20 protein-coding genes are annotated in these 16,180 nt (G+C 69.3%); 7 read left to right on the top strand and 13 right to left on the bottom strand.

Annotation, left to right across the window (positions count from 1 at the left end; genetic code table 11):
* Window positions 1-121 precede the first annotated feature (121 nt).
* From KIS93_RS13045 to KIS93_RS13025, 5 genes are all read left to right on the top strand, one after another.
* Window positions 122-1,330, top strand: coding sequence for a serine hydrolase domain-containing protein (locus KIS93_RS13045; RefSeq protein ID WP_222107456.1), 1,209 nt, complete (start codon window positions 122-124; stop codon window positions 1,328-1,330).
* Window positions 1,318-1,596 carry a hypothetical protein gene (locus KIS93_RS13040; RefSeq protein WP_186404155.1) on the top strand — a complete coding sequence of 93 codons (279 nt, stop codon included), beginning with the start codon at window positions 1,318-1,320 and terminating at the stop codon, window positions 1,594-1,596. The genes KIS93_RS13045 and KIS93_RS13040 overlap by 13 nt, the downstream gene beginning before the upstream one ends.
* Window positions 1,597-1,971: 375 nt before the next feature.
* Entirely contained in the window at window positions 1,972-2,346 is a 375-nt protein-coding gene (locus tag KIS93_RS13035) for a hypothetical protein (protein ID WP_186404154.1), read from the top strand.
* Between the two features lie 303 nt (window positions 2,347-2,649).
* The gene (locus KIS93_RS13030; protein WP_186404153.1) at window positions 2,650-3,195 is read left to right on the top strand and encodes an RNA polymerase sigma factor; all 546 of its coding nucleotides are present in this window, start codon (window positions 2,650-2,652) and stop codon (window positions 3,193-3,195) included.
* Window positions 3,195-4,160: a hypothetical protein gene (locus KIS93_RS13025; RefSeq protein WP_186404152.1), complete on the top strand. Its 966-nt coding sequence runs from the start codon at window positions 3,195-3,197 to the stop codon at window positions 4,158-4,160. Before KIS93_RS13030 ends, KIS93_RS13025 begins: the two co-directional genes overlap by 1 nt.
* A gap of 156 nt (window positions 4,161-4,316) precedes the next feature.
* Here KIS93_RS13025 and KIS93_RS67450 read toward each other — a convergent pair whose 3' ends face one another.
* The 4 genes from KIS93_RS67450 to KIS93_RS13005 form a co-directional block, all read right to left on the bottom strand.
* Window positions 4,317-4,766, bottom strand: a complete 450-nt coding sequence (locus KIS93_RS67450) for a transposase (protein WP_281261964.1) — start codon at window positions 4,764-4,766, stop codon at window positions 4,317-4,319.
* Complete coding sequence (locus tag KIS93_RS13015; protein ID WP_186404151.1) at window positions 4,687-5,808, bottom strand: epoxide hydrolase family protein; 1,122 nt, start codon at window positions 5,806-5,808, stop codon at window positions 4,687-4,689. The genes KIS93_RS67450 and KIS93_RS13015 overlap by 80 nt, the downstream gene beginning before the upstream one ends.
* Before the next feature lie 52 nt (window positions 5,809-5,860).
* Complete coding sequence (locus tag KIS93_RS63330) at window positions 5,861-6,979, bottom strand: MFS transporter (protein WP_222107454.1); 1,119 nt, start codon at window positions 6,977-6,979, stop codon at window positions 5,861-5,863.
* A gap of 86 nt (window positions 6,980-7,065) precedes the next feature.
* Window positions 7,066-7,665: a dihydrofolate reductase family protein gene (locus KIS93_RS13005; protein ID WP_222107453.1), complete on the bottom strand. Its 600-nt coding sequence runs from the start codon at window positions 7,663-7,665 to the stop codon at window positions 7,066-7,068.
* Between the two features lie 517 nt (window positions 7,666-8,182).
* Here KIS93_RS13005 and KIS93_RS13000 point away from each other — a divergent pair.
* Window positions 8,183-8,776 carry a hypothetical protein gene (locus tag KIS93_RS13000; protein ID WP_186404150.1) on the top strand — a complete coding sequence of 198 codons (594 nt, stop codon included), beginning with the start codon at window positions 8,183-8,185 and terminating at the stop codon, window positions 8,774-8,776.
* A 643-nt stretch (window positions 8,777-9,419) separates the two neighbouring features.
* On the opposite strand, the gene KIS93_RS12995 is transcribed toward KIS93_RS13000, so the two are convergent.
* The 4 genes from KIS93_RS12995 to KIS93_RS65075 form a co-directional block, all read right to left on the bottom strand.
* Window positions 9,420-9,734: a hypothetical protein gene (locus tag KIS93_RS12995; protein WP_168022185.1), complete on the bottom strand. Its 315-nt coding sequence runs from the start codon at window positions 9,732-9,734 to the stop codon at window positions 9,420-9,422.
* Window positions 9,731-9,967, bottom strand: a complete 237-nt coding sequence (locus tag KIS93_RS12990) for a hypothetical protein (RefSeq protein WP_186404149.1) — start codon at window positions 9,965-9,967, stop codon at window positions 9,731-9,733. Before KIS93_RS12990 ends, KIS93_RS12995 begins: the two co-directional genes overlap by 4 nt.
* Before the next feature lie 9 nt (window positions 9,968-9,976).
* On the bottom strand, window positions 9,977-10,120 hold the full coding sequence (locus KIS93_RS12985; protein WP_186404148.1) for a hypothetical protein: 144 nt from the start codon (window positions 10,118-10,120) through the stop codon (window positions 9,977-9,979).
* A 525-nt stretch (window positions 10,121-10,645) separates the two neighbouring features.
* On the bottom strand, window positions 10,646-10,954 hold the full coding sequence (locus KIS93_RS65075) for a hypothetical protein (protein ID WP_246005273.1): 309 nt from the start codon (window positions 10,952-10,954) through the stop codon (window positions 10,646-10,648).
* A 43-nt stretch (window positions 10,955-10,997) separates the two neighbouring features.
* Here KIS93_RS65075 and KIS93_RS68950 point away from each other — a divergent pair, with 43 nt between their 5' ends.
* A complete protein-coding gene (locus KIS93_RS68950) occupies window positions 10,998-11,753 on the top strand; it encodes a tyrosine-type recombinase/integrase (protein ID WP_420895863.1) in 756 nt (251 codons plus the stop codon).
* Window positions 11,754-11,839: 86 nt separating this feature from the next.
* On the opposite strand, the gene KIS93_RS12975 is transcribed toward KIS93_RS68950, so the two are convergent.
* The 5 genes from KIS93_RS12975 to KIS93_RS12955 are packed head-to-tail and all read right to left on the bottom strand — an operon-like array spanning window position 11,840 to window position 15,856.
* Window positions 11,840-12,295, bottom strand: a complete 456-nt coding sequence (locus KIS93_RS12975) for a nuclear transport factor 2 family protein (protein WP_186404147.1) — start codon at window positions 12,293-12,295, stop codon at window positions 11,840-11,842.
* A gap of 12 nt (window positions 12,296-12,307) precedes the next feature.
* Window positions 12,308-12,886, bottom strand: a complete 579-nt coding sequence (locus KIS93_RS12970; RefSeq protein ID WP_186404146.1) for a hypothetical protein — start codon at window positions 12,884-12,886, stop codon at window positions 12,308-12,310.
* Complete coding sequence (locus KIS93_RS12965) at window positions 12,883-13,719, bottom strand: SDR family NAD(P)-dependent oxidoreductase (protein ID WP_222107452.1); 837 nt, start codon at window positions 13,717-13,719, stop codon at window positions 12,883-12,885. Before KIS93_RS12965 ends, KIS93_RS12970 begins: the two co-directional genes overlap by 4 nt.
* Before the next feature lie 37 nt (window positions 13,720-13,756).
* Window positions 13,757-14,467: a TetR/AcrR family transcriptional regulator gene (locus tag KIS93_RS12960; protein ID WP_186404145.1), complete on the bottom strand. Its 711-nt coding sequence runs from the start codon at window positions 14,465-14,467 to the stop codon at window positions 13,757-13,759.
* Between the two features lie 27 nt (window positions 14,468-14,494).
* A complete protein-coding gene (locus tag KIS93_RS12955; RefSeq protein WP_222107451.1) occupies window positions 14,495-15,856 on the bottom strand; it encodes a hypothetical protein in 1,362 nt (453 codons plus the stop codon).
* Window positions 15,857-16,180 lie beyond the last annotated feature (324 nt).

Here is a 16,180-nt window from a genome sequence, read left to right as displayed (position 1 = left end):
GCGTCGGCGCATCAAACCAAGGGAAGGTGACCGCATCCGCACCCGGTCACCTTTCCGCGGAGCATCCGTCATGCCGGCGACCAACACTCACCTGATGAAGGGTTGCCGAACGATGAGCAGGATGAAGGTCCATGGAAGGGTCGCGGACGGCTTCGAGCCGGTGCGCGAGGAGTTCGCCGCGGTGGTGGCCGAGCAGGACGGCCAGACGGGCGCGCAGCTCACCGCCTACGTGCACGGCCGGCGGGTGGTCGACCTGTGGGCCGGGGACGAGGCCGGCGGTGACACGCTGACCGGCGTCTACTCCTCCACCAAGGGCGCCGCGACGCTGGTGACGGCGCTGCTGGTGCAGGAGGGCGTGCTCGGCCTGGACGAGCCGGTGGCCCGGCACTGGCCGGAGTTCGCCGCCGCCGGCAAGGACATGATCACGCTGCGGGACGTGCTCACGCACCGCTCCGGCGTGATCGGCGTCGACGGCGGGCTGTCGGCGGCCGAACTGGCCGACGACGCCGTGATCGCGCGCCGCCTGGCCGCGCAGCGGCCGTACTGGCGGCCCGGTTCGGCCTACGGCTACGGCGGGTTCGTCACGTTTGCCCTGGTGAACGAAGTGATCCGGCGGGTGACCGGCCGGTCGCTGCAGCAGGTCTACGACGAGCGCATCCGCGTCCCATACGGGCTGGACCTCTACCTGGGGCTGCCCGAAGCCGAGGAGCGCCGGTTCCGGCCGATCCAGTGGTGGACCGCCTCGCCGGAACAGGAGGCCGCGTTCTGGGCGAACCTGCCGGGCCCGCACAGCATCCTCGGCATCGGCTACGGGCTCAACAGCACACCGCCGCTGGACCAGGTCGCCTTCGCCAACACCCGCGCCGTCCGCGCCAACGGCCCGGCCTCGGCCGGCGGGGTGGGCAGCGCACGCGGCCTGGCCGGACTGTACGCGGCGGCCGTGTGGGGCATCGACGGCCGTCCCCCGCTCCTCAAACCGGACACCGTCGCCGAGTTCGCCCAGATCCACTCCACCGGTGCCGACCTGGTCCGCGGCGCGCAGGGCAACTACGCGCTCGGGTCTGGGCCGTGGCCTGCGCCGTCTCCGGCAGCGCCCTGCCGGTGCCCGCTGGAAACCCGAGATGATCAACACGAACTGCCCCTTGGGCGCTGCCTGGTGATCGGGACATCCTCGTTGCCTCTTGTTGCAGGAGGCCTGCGAGGAGGAGCCAGGGGTGAGCAAGGCCGATGCGGAAGCACTCCGGCGGTCCGAGCGCGCCCCTTCGGCGAGGTCGTGGAGGCGATGCGGGCGCCCCCGACAAGGCGGGCGGATGGAACGTGCACCCGCTGATCCACGCCCTCAATCCGTTCGGTCCTGTCTGCGGGTGGGATGCCGGGATGCGGGCGCGGCCGGAAGCGGCCTCATACGGGCTGATCACCGAGGTTCCCACCATCGGAGCCGAGATGCCGCTCGCGCCGGGCATGAGCTTCTCCCTCGAACCCAACTGCGTTGTCGGCGACCATACCGTCAACATCGGCGGGACGGTCGTGGTCGGCGACCACGAGCCCATCGAGCACAACCCGTTCACCGCACGGCTTCTCCAGAGCGAGGGATGAACTCGGACTGGGCGAAACGCTGAACGCCGTACGCGGCACGCTCAATCCTCCGGCCCAGGAATCCGGCGTTGACGTTCCGCAGACCATGGCGATCGCGGGGATACAAGACGTCATAAGACGTGCGGCCGCCAGCATAATGCCTGTCACGCAGCCGCCGTCGAAGGGCATGGCCATACGGCGGCCAGGTGACCTTGGAGGGGTGGGAGGGTCGCGATGCCATCGCCCTTGTCCTGGCCGCCCCGCGCCACGGGGCGCACGCCTCCGCCGGGCGTCACCCGCACGACTTGACGTTCCTGCTCGCCTCCAGCCATCTGGCCCACGCGGCGGACACCCGCGCTTGTCTGGACCGGCAAGATGTGTCCGGGGCGGTGCTGCATGCGCCTCCAGCACGCCGCGGTGCGCTGGGAGACCGTGAACGGCACGTGGGTTCCCACCGCCGACCCCGAGGCGCGCTGGTGGTTCACCTGGCGCCTGCCGCGGCTCGAGCACCTCGTCGCCGCCACGATCGAGGCGGAGGAACTGCGGCGATCGTTCATCCTGCCGCCGGATGCCTGCGGGCCCTGCCTCCCCACCGACGGCGCATTCTTCCACCCGCACGGGGTGCCGCTGGTGCACTTCGCGTCGGCGCCGATGGACCTGTTCGACTCGGCCAACGCGTTCGACAAGGTCGACGTCGCTAGCCAGAAGCCACTGGCCTGCGCGGCCGTCCCGCACCGCCGGCTGGGCTCCCCCTCCCCCACCTGCACGTGACTCCACGCACTTGGGCCACCAACCCCTGACCAGCGCACGGATACACGCCGACCCGCACACACGCTCCGCGTCGGGCCGGAGCCCCGGCGTGCCCTGACCGACCGAGGAGGAAGTGGTGCACGCCATCGGTGTGACGCTTGCGTCCGGACTGAGAGACTGTCGGCGGCGAGATGGCCGCGAAATATCTCCCGCAGGCGCGAAATGATGGCCGGTCTCCCTACATAGGCACGGATGTCTGTGAAACAAGGGTGATGAAGGAGGCGGCCATGGGGATGCCGAGGAGACCGGACGCGGGACTGGCCCGTGGGTAGTGAGCCGGTCGGGTTCGAGTCCCTGTACCGGGAAACGTTTGGCCGGATCACGGCGTACGCGGCCCGCCGCTGCCACTCGCCGCAGGACGCGGCGGACGTCGTGGCGGAAACCTTCGCCATCGCCTGGCGGCGGATGGGTGAGGTGCCGGAGGGAGAGCAGGCCCTCCTGTGGCTGTACGGTGTGGCGCGCAAGGTGCTGGCCAACCACTACCGGGTCGAGGTACGCCGCCAGGCCCTCAGCGTGGAGTTCGACGCCGAGATGGCCGACCTCTACCAGGCCGCACCCGACAGCGGGGTGGAGCTGACGGCGATCGCGCAGATCTTCCGGGCCCTGCCGGACACCGATCGGGAGCTGTTGTCCCTGGTCGCCTGGGAGGAATTGGACCGGCAGCAGATCGCCACCGTGCTGGGCATGTCCCGCAACGCCGTACGCATCAGGCTCCATCGCGCCCGCAGGCGCTTCGCCCGCGCGCTCGCCGAGGCGGATGTGCACTTCACCTCGGCAAGCCGGTTGGCCTCCGCGAAGGGACAGCTGTGATGAACAAGATCCGAGACATCGACGAGATCACACGTGCCCTGGCCCGGGTGGAACCGGGCAAGCCGGGAGGGCACGCCGATGACGCGGGGGCGCGGAAGCTGCTGGCCGCGATCGCCGCCGAGCGGCCTGCCCCGTCCATCGGACACCCCCAGCGGCGCCCCGCCCGGCGGCTGGTCCTGGGGCTGGCGGGCGCTGGGCTGCTCGCCGTGGGCATAGCGGTGGGGCCGGGCCTGCTGCTGAAGGACAGCGGCACCCCCTCCTACGCGGTCACCAAGGAACCCGACGGCGTCGTGTACGTCCAGATCCGCGACTTCCGCGACAAGGAGGGGCTGGCGAAGCGGTTGAAGGAGCTCAACGTGCCGGCCATCGTCGACTACGCGCCCCCGGGCCAGTGGTGCAAGGAACCGCGTGGCACCCTGGTACGCGACATTCCCCGCGGCCTGTACTCCGTTCCGGAGAACATCCCCGGGGAGGAACCCGGCCGGGGCTGGCAGATGCGGATCGACACCAAGCTCTTCAAGCCCGGCCAGACGTTCGTCTGGACGATCAGCGACAACAGCACCAGCACGATCCTGAGGAGCGGACCGATCGCCCCTTGCGTCCTCGTGCCCGACAAGTCGCACGACCCCAAGCCGCCGGTCAAGTCCGACTACCGGCTGGCGACCACGAAGGGCCGCTCACTGGCCGGCTTCCGCGTGGACGAGAAGACCGTCGGCGAAGTCCTGCCCGAGATCAAGCGACGCGGGCTGAAGGTCGAGTACCTGATCATGGCGGTGGCGCCGGACAATCCGGGCGGCTTCGGCGTGCTCCGCACACAGACCAAGCCCGTCGGCGACGACTGGATCGTCTGGGAGGCGGAGGAGTCCTTGCGCGAGCCGGGCCTGATCCGCCTGCTCGTCACCGACAAACGCTTCGACAGGAACCCTGTCTACGCCGGCCCCCGCGACAACGTCATCACGGAATAGGCCCTGCCCGGCTCGCCATGGCCAAGGGGCACCGTCCGGCAGTGCCGGTGCGTCCCGTCGTTGTCGGGGCTGCTCTCCACCGGACCCGGCCGACTCGCCGGGCCCGGCTGCCCCCTGCTTCTGTCGTCCCGCTGCGACAGGGCCACGGTGCGGGTCTCACACCCGCACACGGATCACAGCGCCCCGTGGCGCACGATCTCTCACCTCCACTCGATCAATCAGCACCTCACGGCGCACCTGCCAGAGGTGGAAGCGGTCGCTGACCTGGACGGCCTGCGGTGCGCCGGTGGTGATGGCACTGCGGTAGGTCATCGAGCCGTCGCGGCAGACCACCTCGATGCCCGGGTGGGCGCGAAGCCAGGCGGCGGTGGATTCGGCGTCGCGGCTGTCCCAGGCGTCGACGGGCAGGCGGGTCTCCGCGTCACCAGCGTCTGGTCGCCGAGCGCGGCCGTCGTTTTGCCGGTGACCCGAGGGACGGGCAGGACCATCCCCTGGGTGCGGGCTTCCCAGGGGATGGTACGGACAGTCAGCGGACCAGGCGGAAGAACCCACGCACCTGCTCGACCAGCGACTCCGGCTGCTCCAGCGCGGCGAAGTGGCCACCATGCGGCAGTTCCTCGAACCAGCGCAGGTCGGTGAACCGCAGCTCGGCCTCCCGCCTCGACGGGCGGGTTATGTCGCGCGGGTAGACCGACAACCCGGATGGCGCGGTCACCTTGTCCTGGAAGTTGGCCAAGCCCTCCCAGTACAGGCGCGCCGACGACGTGGCCGACGCGGTGAACCAATAGACCGAGATCTCGTCGAGGATCGTCTGCCGCGACAACGCGTCCTCGGGATGGCCGTCGTTGTCCGTCCACGCCCAGAACTTCTCGGCGATCCAGGCGGCCTGCCCCGCCGGGGAGTCGGTGAGGCCGTAGCCGAGCGTCTGCGGCCGCGTCGCCTGGATCGCCGAGTACCCCCGGCCGGTACGCTGCATCTCCTTCTCGGCCTCAAGATTCGCCAGCTCCCCGGGCGTCGGGTCGTCGAACGTGCCCGCCGCCACGGATCCCAGATTCACGTGCACGCCGGCGACCCGCTCGGGCGCCACCTCGCCCAGCGCCCCGGACACCGCCGAACCCCAGTCACCGCCCTGCGCGCCGTACCGTTCGTAACCCAGCGAGACCATCAACGTGTCCCAGGCGCGCGCGATGCGAGTGATGCCCCACCCGGTCGTCGACGGCTTGTCACTCCAGCCGTACCCGGGCAAGGACGGCGCGACCACGTGGAAGGCGTCCGCCGGGTCACCGCCGTGCGCGCGCGGGTCGGTCAGCGGGCCGAGGACCTCCAGGAACTCGAGCACCGAACCCGGCCACCCGTGCGTGAGCACGAGCGGAAACGCGTCCGGCTCCGGCGAGCGGACGTGCAGGAAGTGGATGCCCAGCCCGTCGATCGTGTCGCGGTACTGCGGGAAGACGTTCAGCCGCGCGGCGAACCCGAAGTCGTAGTCCTCGGCCCAGCTACGGCAAAGCTCCTGCGCATACGCCAGCGGCAAACCCTGCGACCAGTCGTCCACCGGCTCGCGCTCGGGCCACCGTGTCCGTCGCAATCGTTCACGCAGGTCCGCGATCTCGGCTTCGGTGATGCTGACCTCGAACGGCTCGGCGGACATGGCAAGGCTCCTTACTGGTCAACGCATTATCGGATCAGAGGCAGGCAGGCCGTCATCGCGGGCTCCCCCGCGTGGCGTCGGGTTCGGGGCGACGGCCGGCGACAGGGCGCCAGGTCAGGCTGAGAACGAGTCCGGCCAACGGGAGTGCCGCGAGCACGGCGAGGGCCACCGGCACCGGTACGATGCCGGACAGACCCGCGACAGCGGCCGGACCGATCCCGCCACCCGCGATGTTCATGAAGTTGAGCAGGCCCTGTGCGATGTCGCGGTCGCCCGTGGCAACCAGGTCCGGCGCGAGGCTCACCAGTACGGCTTGAGCGCCGGCGAACCCGCACACGGTCAACGCCGTGCCGACGACAATCGGGATCGGCCCGGCGAAGACCGCGACCACGAGCACGCCGACGACGGTGAGTGCCGCCAGCCCGGCCGACACCTGCCAGCCGGTGAACCGGTCGGTCAAGGTGCCGACCAGCCGCCCGGCCACCCCGCGTGTCCGGCGGGCTTCCCCGCCGGGCACCACCATGACCCGCACCGGCAAGACGTCTCTCCTGTTCACTCCACACGGATCAGGCCACCAGGGCATCGCTTCGCATGTCCCACACCCCTCCGGCACGGGCCAGGGCCGACACGTCTTCACCGCCTCCGGCCAGGCCGGCCCGTTGACGATCGAGGTCATCGAGCTACCGCCTGACGTGACTGACCGCCCTTCAAGTGGCTGAGCAAACAGTTCGCTTGACCTCCCCAGACAATCATCGAAATCGCTCGGAAGCCAAACCTCGGCACGTGAGCTGGAGGATCCGCGTTTCGCCGACGAAATCCGCGTCTCCGTGTCAGTTGGTTGCCGGATTCGACATGCTTTCGCCATGCTGAGGTGGACCCGCAGGTCAGGAGGTACCGCCTTACCCTCAGAGGTCTTCCGCAGGCGGGCGGCGGCCACGCCCTCTTCGGTGGCCGCTGCGCTTCCCCGTACCGCCGCGACCGCCGCGAGGACCAGGTCTTCCAGCGGTGTGGTGCCGTTGCCGCGGGTCCAGGCCTCGCCGGCGACGTCAAGGCAGGTGAGCGCGCCGGCGACGATGGCCTCGGGGCGCAGGTCGTGATCGTCGTCCGGGGCGACCCCGCGGCGGCGGATGTCCGGAGTGAGCAGTGCTTGCCACTGGAGGTGTTTCTCCATGAATACGAACCGCGGCCGCTCCCGGCTGGTCGGCGGTTTTGGGTTCTTGGCGATCCAAGCCGACGATTGACGCGGAAACAGGGCGGTCAGCGGTAGTGCACGCGGTAACGCAGGTGCGTCACGCCTTCGCCCTCGACGACCTCGACGCGTTCAAGCTCGGCCTTCTCGTTCTGGATGTTGTCGAAGTAGCGGATGCCCTCGCCGATGAATACGGGGACCAGATCGATCCGCACCTCATCCAACAGGCCGAGATTGAGGCACTGCTGGGCGATGTTCGGGCCGGAGACACCGACGTTGCCGTCTCCAGCGACCTTGGCCTGGCTGATCGCGCTGGCGACGCCATCGTGGACGAAGGTGAAGGGCGCCAGCCGTTCCGCTGGCCAGTCCGCTGGAGGTTCGCGGTGGGTCACCACGAACGCGCGTCCGCCACCGGGCGGATTGCCGCCCCAGCCGCCGGTGTAGTCGAACACCCGCCGGCCGCAGACGAACGCGCTGTCTCGGGCGAAGTCCATCTGCGCCCACAGATAGCCCGCGCTGGCCGCGGCGACCCGGAACGTGATCGGGTAGCCGACCATCGGCACCTCGACGTCGCCGTTGTCATACCAGTCGAACAAAGGGCCCACGCTATTGTCCGGACGGGCCACGAACCCGTCGAGGGACATACAGAAGCTGGCGCTCACGGTCATGATCGAACTCCTTGTCATGTTGCTCAGATCCCGCCCCGCCGGTTCACCGAGTCGACGGCGCCTTGAAGCCCAGCAGAGGCGCAGCTCGTGCGCCCTCCCGGTCTCTGGGCTTCGTGGATCCTCTCGTTGCGGCGTGTGCCTTCGGACAGTCAGACCGCCGACGATCGGTGAACTCATCGCTCGCCCACCACATCCGGATGCCACTCCGCAAACGCTGCTGACCGAGCAGGTCAAATGAGACCCAGGAACGTGAGGTGTCTCAACGATCTGCTACCTGGCCAGGTGAGGGCCTCGGTCGGTGAGCACGTCGTTTGAGACAGGACACTGGTCTTCGTGAACGGAGCCCGGCTCACCGCTCTGGGGGACGCCAGCCTGAGAGATCTTGTAGGGTCGGCCGTCGATGAGCCGGATGCCCGTTGGGGCCGGTTCTGCCGGTTTTCGGGGTGCCGGTTCGTGGTGACGCGCCTGCGATGGTGTGGGCAGCGCGTTGAGGGTTCCCGGGAAAGGATGGTGATCCATGCGTTGGGGGCGGTTCCGCGGTCGTCGGCTGGTGTTACGCGATGGTGAGGGTGAGCGTGAGGTGATCGAATGCGCGGCGCTGATGAAGGCCGACATGAAGCGGGAGGTGAGCGCGAGCCCTGAGGTCGGGTTGTCCAGGGAGATCACCTGGGCGGTCGCCGGGAGGAGTTTCCTGCACTACGGGCAGGAGTACCCCTACGGTTCACGCTTCGTGATGATCACTGGCGCCGACCGCGATGAGGTCGGCACGCTGACCCGGATCGTTTCCGAGTACTTCGAGCCGCTGGAGGACGCGGAACTGCTGGACGCTGTCGTTCGCGCCCCGGAGGTGGAGCAGCGCCGGGCCGTGCTCGTCAGGGCGGGCATAGGCGCGCCCGTCTCCTGCGAGGGTGCCTTCCTTGCGCTCATCACCGAAGCGATGCGCGACCAGAACGCCCGGATCCGGGAGGGAGGACTGTGGGCGGCCATGTACGCGCTGTGGCCCGAACTCCTGCCGGCCGTCATGGAACTGACGGTCGATCCGGACAAGCTCCTGCGGGCGCAAGCAGACGCGCTCGTGCGCTACATGAGGCGCGAGGGCATCACCCCATGAGGGTGGGTGATGAGGACCCGGCCTCCTTCGTGGATCTTCATCACGCCAGGCGCAGCACACACCCAACCTCCACCAGCGCGGCATCACGAGTAAACCGCCGACTACCAGCCGCCGGTCGCCGATGCGCAGACCGCGCACTGTCCAGGTTCAGGGCGGAAGCAGAGTCGTGCGGGCACGCGCCGCCGCAGGCAGCTTGTCCCCGCCCTGAACAGGGACTCGTGCGGGAGTCTCGTTCTCCCCGGACAGCAGGGCGGGGCAAGCTCTGACCTACGAGCTCATTCCGACCAAGCTGAGCCCTGTCGCCATCTGGAGATGGTGCAGTTGTCGCCGCTCATCGCCGTCGTCGGCTCGGCGGGGACTGGTGCCCGGTTTGCGTCTCGCGATCTTCGCTCATGATCTCTCTGTAGCGCACGCTGGCGGGCGAACTCGGCTCTCTTGGTGCCGGGGAAATCCAGGAGCAATGCGAGGGGCTCCTGGACGCTCTCAAAGATTCCGGCTGTTCAGGGGCTGGATCATTGAGCTTCTCGGCGGCCCGCTTGCCGAGAATGCGCCGGAATCGCAGCAGGCATGTGGCCGGAGCAGACCTGCACGAGAACTTCGCCGCGGCGAACGTGGCGAAGGGTTCGGAGCGCTGCCCGGACGATCACAGGTCCTCCGCGAGGCGGCGGTAAGCTCGCACGGCTTCCATCTCCTGGGGGGAGAGGCTGCCGTGGTATTCCAGGAACCAGTCACGGATCAGGCGCTGCGGCTGGGTGGTGTTGACGTAGCGGCGGACGCCCTCGACAGTGATGGGGACCGTGAGGGTGTCCTGGTCGTGGGAGGACATGACGGTGAGGCCGGTGACGAACCGCCGGCGGGAGTCCACCACGCCGGGCGCGGAGATGACGAGCATCAGGCGTTCCCGGTTGAGGCCCTTGGGGGCATACAGGTAGACCCCGCCGGTCTGGAGCTGGATCACGCCGCGCCTCGCTCGCGGAACTCGTCGTCAGCGGCGGCGGCTTCCTGTTCGTCGCCTAGGGCTTCGGTGAGGGCTTCGTCGGCGGACTGGTCGGCGGGAGCGCCGGTGACGAGCGCGTAGTAGATGACCGCCTTCTCGACCCAGGCGCTACGACTGAGACCGGCCGCGTCGGCGCACGTTCCGATGAGATCTTGGGCGGTGTCGCTGAGGCTGTACGACGGATTTCTCGGCATGGTTTCATGCTAGCCGGTGTACCACGGATCTGACTCCTGAGTGTCGTACTTTGTGTCGTACACCTCTGCGATTTCATTCGCGCCGGCCTCGGTCACGACCGCGCTCGCGTCGTGCTCGACCTGAACCCAGCCGTGCCGCAGCGCCGCCGCCACCCACCTCGGCGAAGCCGAAGATCCGCTGCAGTTCGTCATGGGCAAAACCAGGCAGCAGAACCCCCGCACCGCCATGTGCCATGTCACCCGGAACTGAGGCCATCGCCGCCGTTACCGAGCACCGTGCTCCACCCCGGAGCCGAAACTGATCCGGGCGGGTCAGAGCTGTTGCCTGACGCCTCGTAGCACCAACATTCGGTCCGATCCTCCGGATGCCTATCCGGAGGATCTGCACCAGCCGTATGCCGCCGATGCCGTCCCGGAGACGGTGCCCTGGTCCGGCAACGGCCACCACGTGATGCCAAGTACCGCAGCACCCCGTCCAGCCTGCGCGAGCGGGCCCTGGCCGCCGGACGGGGGCCCAGGACTCTACTGGCGGGTAGCTACGCTAAGGACGGGCTCCGGAACTCGCCGCGCCACTTCTCTTCAGGAAATGACCCTTCTGTGAAGTAACCTGGCCGCATGCCGTCCTCCACCCCCAGCTCGCAGCCCTCGACCGCCGGGCCGGATCGCGCCGAAGTCACTTCACGAAAGGTGGTCGGGCTCCCCGACCGGCTCGATCCGGCCGACGACAACCTGCCCGACTGGATCGAGCACTACCTCGACCTGGCCGTGCGAGGGGTCCGCTCGCTGGAGGTCACCGCCAAGATCGCCCGGCATCTGCAGCGCTTCGCTACCTGGCTCGCCGACGGCCTCGGGCACGACCGGCTCTCGGCCGTCACCCCGCGCGAGGTGGCGGCCTGGCGCGACCACCTGGCCGCCGCAGGCAACCGCGGCCGCGACGGGCGGGCGGCGCCGATGGCCGCCGCGACAGTCAACAACCACCTCGCGCACGTCTCGGCGCTGTTCACCTGGATCACCGCGCGCCCCCGACGGGCTGCTGCGCCACGGCGACCCGACCAAGAAAGTCACGCTGCTGCCGCTGCCCGCCCCGCAGCCGCGCGCACTCGCCGCCGCCCAGGTCCGCACCGTCAAGAACATCGTCGACCGGATCGAGGTCTTCCACGAGCTCAAGGGCCGCCGCCACCGCGGCGCCGGCCCGCGCACCCACGCCCACGCCCGCCCGCTGCGCGACCGGGCCATCATCTACCTGCTGTTCGGCACCGGGCTGCGCCGCGCCGAACTGGTCGGCCTGGACCTGGACCAGCTGCAGCCGGCCGAGGCCGACCGGCTGCGCCAGGCCAAGAAGGCGCGCCTGGCCGGCGTACGCGGCAAGGGCCGCACCAGCCGCACCGTCTTCCTCGGCCGCGACGCCCGCCACGCCCTGGCCGACTACCTCCAACACGAACGCCCCGGCGACGCCACGGCCAGCACCACTCCGACAGCACTCTTCCTGTCGGCCGCCTCCATCGCCGCCCGCCGCCCCGACGGCCGCCTGTCACCCCGCTCGATCAACACCATCGTCGGCGAGATCGGCCGCCTGCACGACGCCCAGACGCCCGACCCCGACCGCAAACTCGGCACCCTGCGCCCGCACGACGCCCGCCACACCTTCGCCTTCCAGCTCTCCCAAGCCTCCGGCCACAACCGCGCCGAACTCGAACGCCGCCTCGGCCACGCCAACGACCGCTACCTGCGCCTCTACACCAACCCGCCCGACGACATCGCCGCCGGCTACATCGAGGATCTGTAACGCGCAGATCGCCGCTGCGACTCTCTGACCAGCACTAACACAATCGCGTGTACCGGGTGACAGCAGTCTCACAGGCTCCCCAGATCCTATGGCGCCGACGGTCCAGAGGGCTGTCGCGTGCCGGCGTATCCCAGCGCGAGATAGAGACGGTGCTGGATCCGCCATCCGCCTTCGGTTCTGCACCAGTGATCGACGTACGTGCCGTGTGTGGTGATCGCGGGCCCGCCCGAGTGCTGCCTGGTGGCGATCAATGTCGTACGAGTGCACGGTCGATCAGCCGTGATGTCGTCGAACACGATCCCTGAGACATGGTGCAGGACGTGTCCGACCCTTGCCATCGACGACTCCGCGAACTGGCGAAGCTCGGCGGAGCCCTGGAACACGCCGCGCCGGTCCGGCTGGTCCACAAGGACGACCTCGAAGATCCCGTCGTCAGCGAACAAGCCGACCCACCCCTCGACGTCACCGCTGTCGAAGGCGTGGGAGTAGCGGCCGATCGCCTGCTGGATCTCGAAGCGGTCCGCGATATCAAGATCGTTCATTGCGGGTCCGTCTCAATCGTCCGCGCCGATCCACGGGTTGATCGGTCCTGCGAGCAGGAAGCAGCCATCTGGCCGGGTACGCTCGGCGCCCGTCTCCGGCAGCGAGGTCGCGGTCGCGACGTAGAGCCCCGTCGAGTAGCGCCGTACCTCGTCGACGAGATCAGTGAGAGCGAGCCCGTTGGGGAAGGCGGCGTACCTCATCATCAGCGAGGGCCCGCCGTCCACATGCGACTCACCGATGCCGGTGGCGAACCTTCCCCGGCGGAGGAAGACCTGACCGGCGCCGTCATCCGCGCGCCTCCGGAAGACGTTGTATCCCTCGCTGGTGGCCCCGCCGGCGGCCTTGAACGCCTTTCCCACCCAGGATCCGCGCGGGGAATTCTCCCGATACAGGAAATCGATGGTCCCCCGGAGCTGTTCCGGCGGCAGATGGAGGGCGGGGATGTAACCGGCGTACTCGCCGTCGAGCTCGTTCAGGTCCGGAGCGGGCAGCGTCCTCCACAGCGCTAGCAGCTCGGCGGGAGGAAGCGCCAGCAGCTGCTGGACGCCGATCATCGGGATCGGGTCGGCCGGCGGATCGGTGACGGTCATCGATGCTGCTCCTTCTGGTTGTTATGGGAGGTGTGAGCGGTGTCCGGGCGGGCCTCCGGGCCCGCCAGCCAGCCTCCGTCGATGGTGTAGACGCCGCCGCTGATGAACGAGGCGCCGTCGCCGGCCAGGAACGCCACCAGGTTCGCGACCTCGTCGCTGTGGCCGGCGCGGCGGAGCGGGAACCGGCTGCCGACGTCGCGTTCCTCGCCCAGCTTGCGCATGAGGTCGTTGCTGGCGATGAATCCGGGGCAGATGGCGTTGACCCGGATGCCCTTCGGCCCAAGCTCCATGGCGGCCGTTCTGACGAGTCCGAGTACCCCGTGCTTCGCCGCCGAGTACGCCGCCGCCATCCGGACACCGACCAGGCCGGCCGTCGATGAGGTGACCACGATCGAACCTCCGCCCGCCTCCACCATGGCCCGGCCCGTCGCCTGCAGGCCGAGCAGAACTCCTCGCAGGCACACGGCCATCGTCCGGTCCCACGCGTCCAGCGGATACTCCAGGACGCTCGACGACTCCCCCGTTCCGGCATTGAGGTGGGCGATGTGCACCGCGCCGTAACGGGCGATGGTCTCGCGCACCATCGCCTCGTTGTCCTCGGGCAAGGTGACGTCAACCCGCATGCCGAACGCGTCGCCACCAGCCGCAGTGATCTCCTCGGCCGTGCGCTCCGCGCCGCCGACGTCGATGTCCGCGCAGCACACCCGCGCTCCCCGGGCGGCCAGAGCCGCCGCGGACGCCGCGCCGATGCCCGACCCGGCGCCCGTGACGACCACCCCCCGCCCCTCTAACAGGACGCCCGCCGGGGGCGTCATCGCCGGAGCAGTGGTCATCTGTCTTCCCCTCTCTGCCGGGTGAGCCGCCGGAGGTTCACGGCGTCCGCTGTTTCTTGTCGTAGGTGTAGATCTGGGCGCTGTAGCGCGGCAGCGGCTCCTCCAGCAACGCGATCGCCTGCTCCGCGACGGTTTCCAGGACGTCGCGGCCGGGCGGCACCGGCGGCTCGAAGGCGTGCTTGACGGTGTACGCCAGCGCGTCGGCCTTCCGCCGCAGGTCGAGGCGGGCCGTGGGCGGCTCGAGCCAGTCCAGCAGATAGAACCCCATGCTCGACGCCTTCATGGTGTACACGAGGTCCGGTACGCCGGCGCGGATCAGCCCGGACGCGGCCAGCAGGCCGAACAGACGTTCCTGCATGAGCAGCTCGCGTTCGAGCAGCCCGTGGTCGAGCCCCATGATCTCCAGCTCGGGCGCCCGCCCGGTGGACAGCGCCCGCAGCACCGGGCGCCCCATGATGATCAGGTACGTGCTCGCCGCCAGGCGATGCGGGAGCACGGCTTCGGGATCGCGCCGGAGCTCGGCCGCCAGCTGCCCGAGGTAGGCGATCCCCTCCCGCACGACCACCGCCTCGAACAGGTGCCGCTTGGTGGGCCAGTGCAGGTAGACGGTTCCCTTGCCGATCGACGCCCGCGCCGCCACGTCCTCCACAGCCACTTTCCGGTAGCCCCGCTGGACCAGCAGGTCCGCCGCCGCGTCGAGGATCCGGTCCGCGCGAGGGTCGGGACTTGCCGACACATGATCTTCCATGCCACTCCTTGTCGACTTGTTGACCGGTTACAGGGGGATGATCCTGCGGAACTTGCCGCCGGGGGACTGCTCGGGCGGCTCGTCGGCTCGAACGAGCGTGACGTGGCCGGCCTGACGCTCGGTCAGCAGGCCGGCGAGGGTGTCGTGCACGGTGCGCCAGAGGCTGTCGGGATCGGTGCCGTGCCCGGCTTTCAGGCGGATGCGCAGCTCGGCGGGCCTGCTCTGGACGAGCTGGAACTGCTGGATGCCGGGAAGGCGGTCCAGCAGCGTGCCGAAGGCCATGGGTGAGATGGCGATCTCCTCGCCGTCCTCCGTGGGGAAGATCAGCAGCTCGGCGGCGCGGCCTTGTACCCGTACGGCCGGTAGCGGGCTGCCGCACGGACAGGGGTCCGGACGTACCAGAACATTGTCGCCCAGGTTGTATCGCAGGATGGGTTGCACGCGGTTGGCGAGGTTGGTCAGCAGGACCGTGTGCGAGGGCCGGTCGGCCGGGACGGGCCGGAATTCGGCGTCGACCGGTTCCAGCAACGCCCAGTCGCTGTTGACGTGCAGCCAGTCGTGGGGGCACCCGTAGGCGAGGAAGGAGCATTCGGTGGCGGCGTAGGCCGAGCGCACCTGAGCGTGGAAGGCGCCGGCGATCCGGGCGCGGTTCTGTTCGGTCAGCGCTTCACCGCCGGCGAGGACCAGCCCCGGGTGAATGCGCAGCCGGCCCGCTTCCTGCTCCCGGGCCAGGACCCCGAGCATGCTGGAGAAGCCGGCGAGGGTGCTGGGGTTGTAGTGGTTGAGCCCGGCGACGAGTTCCGGGAGCGGCTGATGGATGGAGAATTCGCGCAACATCCAGGTGAGCCGCGGGTGGTCGCGCCGGAACCGGGCCGCCGAGGCGACGGTGGAGAAATGGCCTCCGGGTGCGGTGACGATCGCGTTGCGCCCCATGCCGCGCATGAGACGGATGATCTGGCCGATCCGCAGCTTGGCGCGGGCGCGGGCGCCGACGGCGTTGCCGACGGCGATGCACTGCTCATCGGAGAGGAAGATGCCGCGCAGCCCGCTGGTGCCGGACGTGGTCGCCAGCAGGTAGCGCCCGAGGAACCGCTCCCCTGCCCGCTCGGGGTCGGAGACGAAGGCTTCGGCCTTCTCCAGCGTCACCTCCGGGTCGGTGACCCACTCGTCGAAGTGCGCCATCAGGGTCTTCTTGTCGGTGACGGGAACCAGGGCCGGGTCGTCGGCCTGTTCCGGCACGTCGCGGTACAGACGCCGTAAGTAGGGCGAGTGCGCGCGGGCGTAGGTGACGATCTCGGCGAGGCGGGCGCGTTGCCGCCTTTCGATCGCCGCAGGCCCCTCCCGCAGCGCATGTCGTGCGTCGCGGGAGAGCTGCCGAGCGTTTGTCACGATGAGCTGCCTTTCCAGGGCATGGCCGGGCGCTTCTCGCGCTTTGCGCCGCGACCTCCGCGGGAGTTCCGAGGGCAGCATCGACCTGGCCTCCCCTGTCGGCTTGTTGACCAATTTCGCAAAATACGTCAACAAGTCGGCATCGTATCATGGCCGGCTGATGAAAGGGTTCCGGCACGCCGGCGCGGTGGGTCAGTGCCGTATGCTGCGCCCCGTGATGATCAGCCAGAGGTACGGCAGGGGCAGCATGAGCCTTGGTAGGAGCGGCAACGCGGGTCCCTCGATTCGCTCCCTGTGGCGAAGAGCATCAACCGCGTTGCCGCC

Origin of the sequence: [Actinomadura] parvosata subsp. kistnae, assembly GCF_900323885.1 — a bacterium.
Lineage (GTDB): Bacteria > Actinomycetota > Actinomycetes > Streptosporangiales > Streptosporangiaceae > Nonomuraea > Nonomuraea composti.
The sequence above is the reverse complement of the archived record's forward strand: the minus strand, read 5'-3'. Positions and strand labels throughout refer to the sequence as shown.

Excerpts from the sequence above, each read along its gene's own strand:
- KIS93_RS13045 (WP_222107456.1), top strand. The coding sequence starts at position 122 with ATGAAGGTCCATGGAAGGGTCGCGGACGGCTTCGAGCCGGTGCGCGAG.
- KIS93_RS13035 (WP_186404154.1), top strand. The coding sequence starts at position 1,972 with ATGCGCCTCCAGCACGCCGCGGTGCGCTGGGAGACCGTGAACGGCACG.
- KIS93_RS13025 (WP_186404152.1), top strand. The coding sequence starts at position 3,195 with ATGAACAAGATCCGAGACATCGACGAGATCACACGTGCCCTGGCCCGG.
- KIS93_RS67450 (WP_281261964.1), bottom strand. The coding sequence starts at position 4,766 with ATGGTGGCCACTTCGCCGCGCTGGAGCAGCCGGAGTCGCTGGTCGAGC.
- KIS93_RS13015 (WP_186404151.1), bottom strand. The coding sequence starts at position 5,808 with ATGTCCGCCGAGCCGTTCGAGGTCAGCATCACCGAAGCCGAGATCGCG.
- KIS93_RS63330 (WP_222107454.1), bottom strand. The coding sequence starts at position 6,979 with ATGGAGAAACACCTCCAGTGGCAAGCACTGCTCACTCCGGACATCCGC.
- KIS93_RS13005 (WP_222107453.1), bottom strand. The coding sequence starts at position 7,665 with ATGACCGTGAGCGCCAGCTTCTGTATGTCCCTCGACGGGTTCGTGGCC.
- KIS93_RS13000 (WP_186404150.1), top strand. The coding sequence starts at position 8,183 with ATGCGTTGGGGGCGGTTCCGCGGTCGTCGGCTGGTGTTACGCGATGGT.
- KIS93_RS12990 (WP_186404149.1), bottom strand. The coding sequence starts at position 9,967 with ATGCCGAGAAATCCGTCGTACAGCCTCAGCGACACCGCCCAAGATCTC.
- KIS93_RS12975 (WP_186404147.1), bottom strand. The coding sequence starts at position 12,295 with ATGAACGATCTTGATATCGCGGACCGCTTCGAGATCCAGCAGGCGATC.
- KIS93_RS12970 (WP_186404146.1), bottom strand. The coding sequence starts at position 12,886 with ATGACCGTCACCGATCCGCCGGCCGACCCGATCCCGATGATCGGCGTC.
- KIS93_RS12965 (WP_222107452.1), bottom strand. The coding sequence starts at position 13,719 with ATGACCACTGCTCCGGCGATGACGCCCCCGGCGGGCGTCCTGTTAGAG.
- KIS93_RS12960 (WP_186404145.1), bottom strand. The coding sequence starts at position 14,467 with ATGGAAGATCATGTGTCGGCAAGTCCCGACCCTCGCGCGGACCGGATC.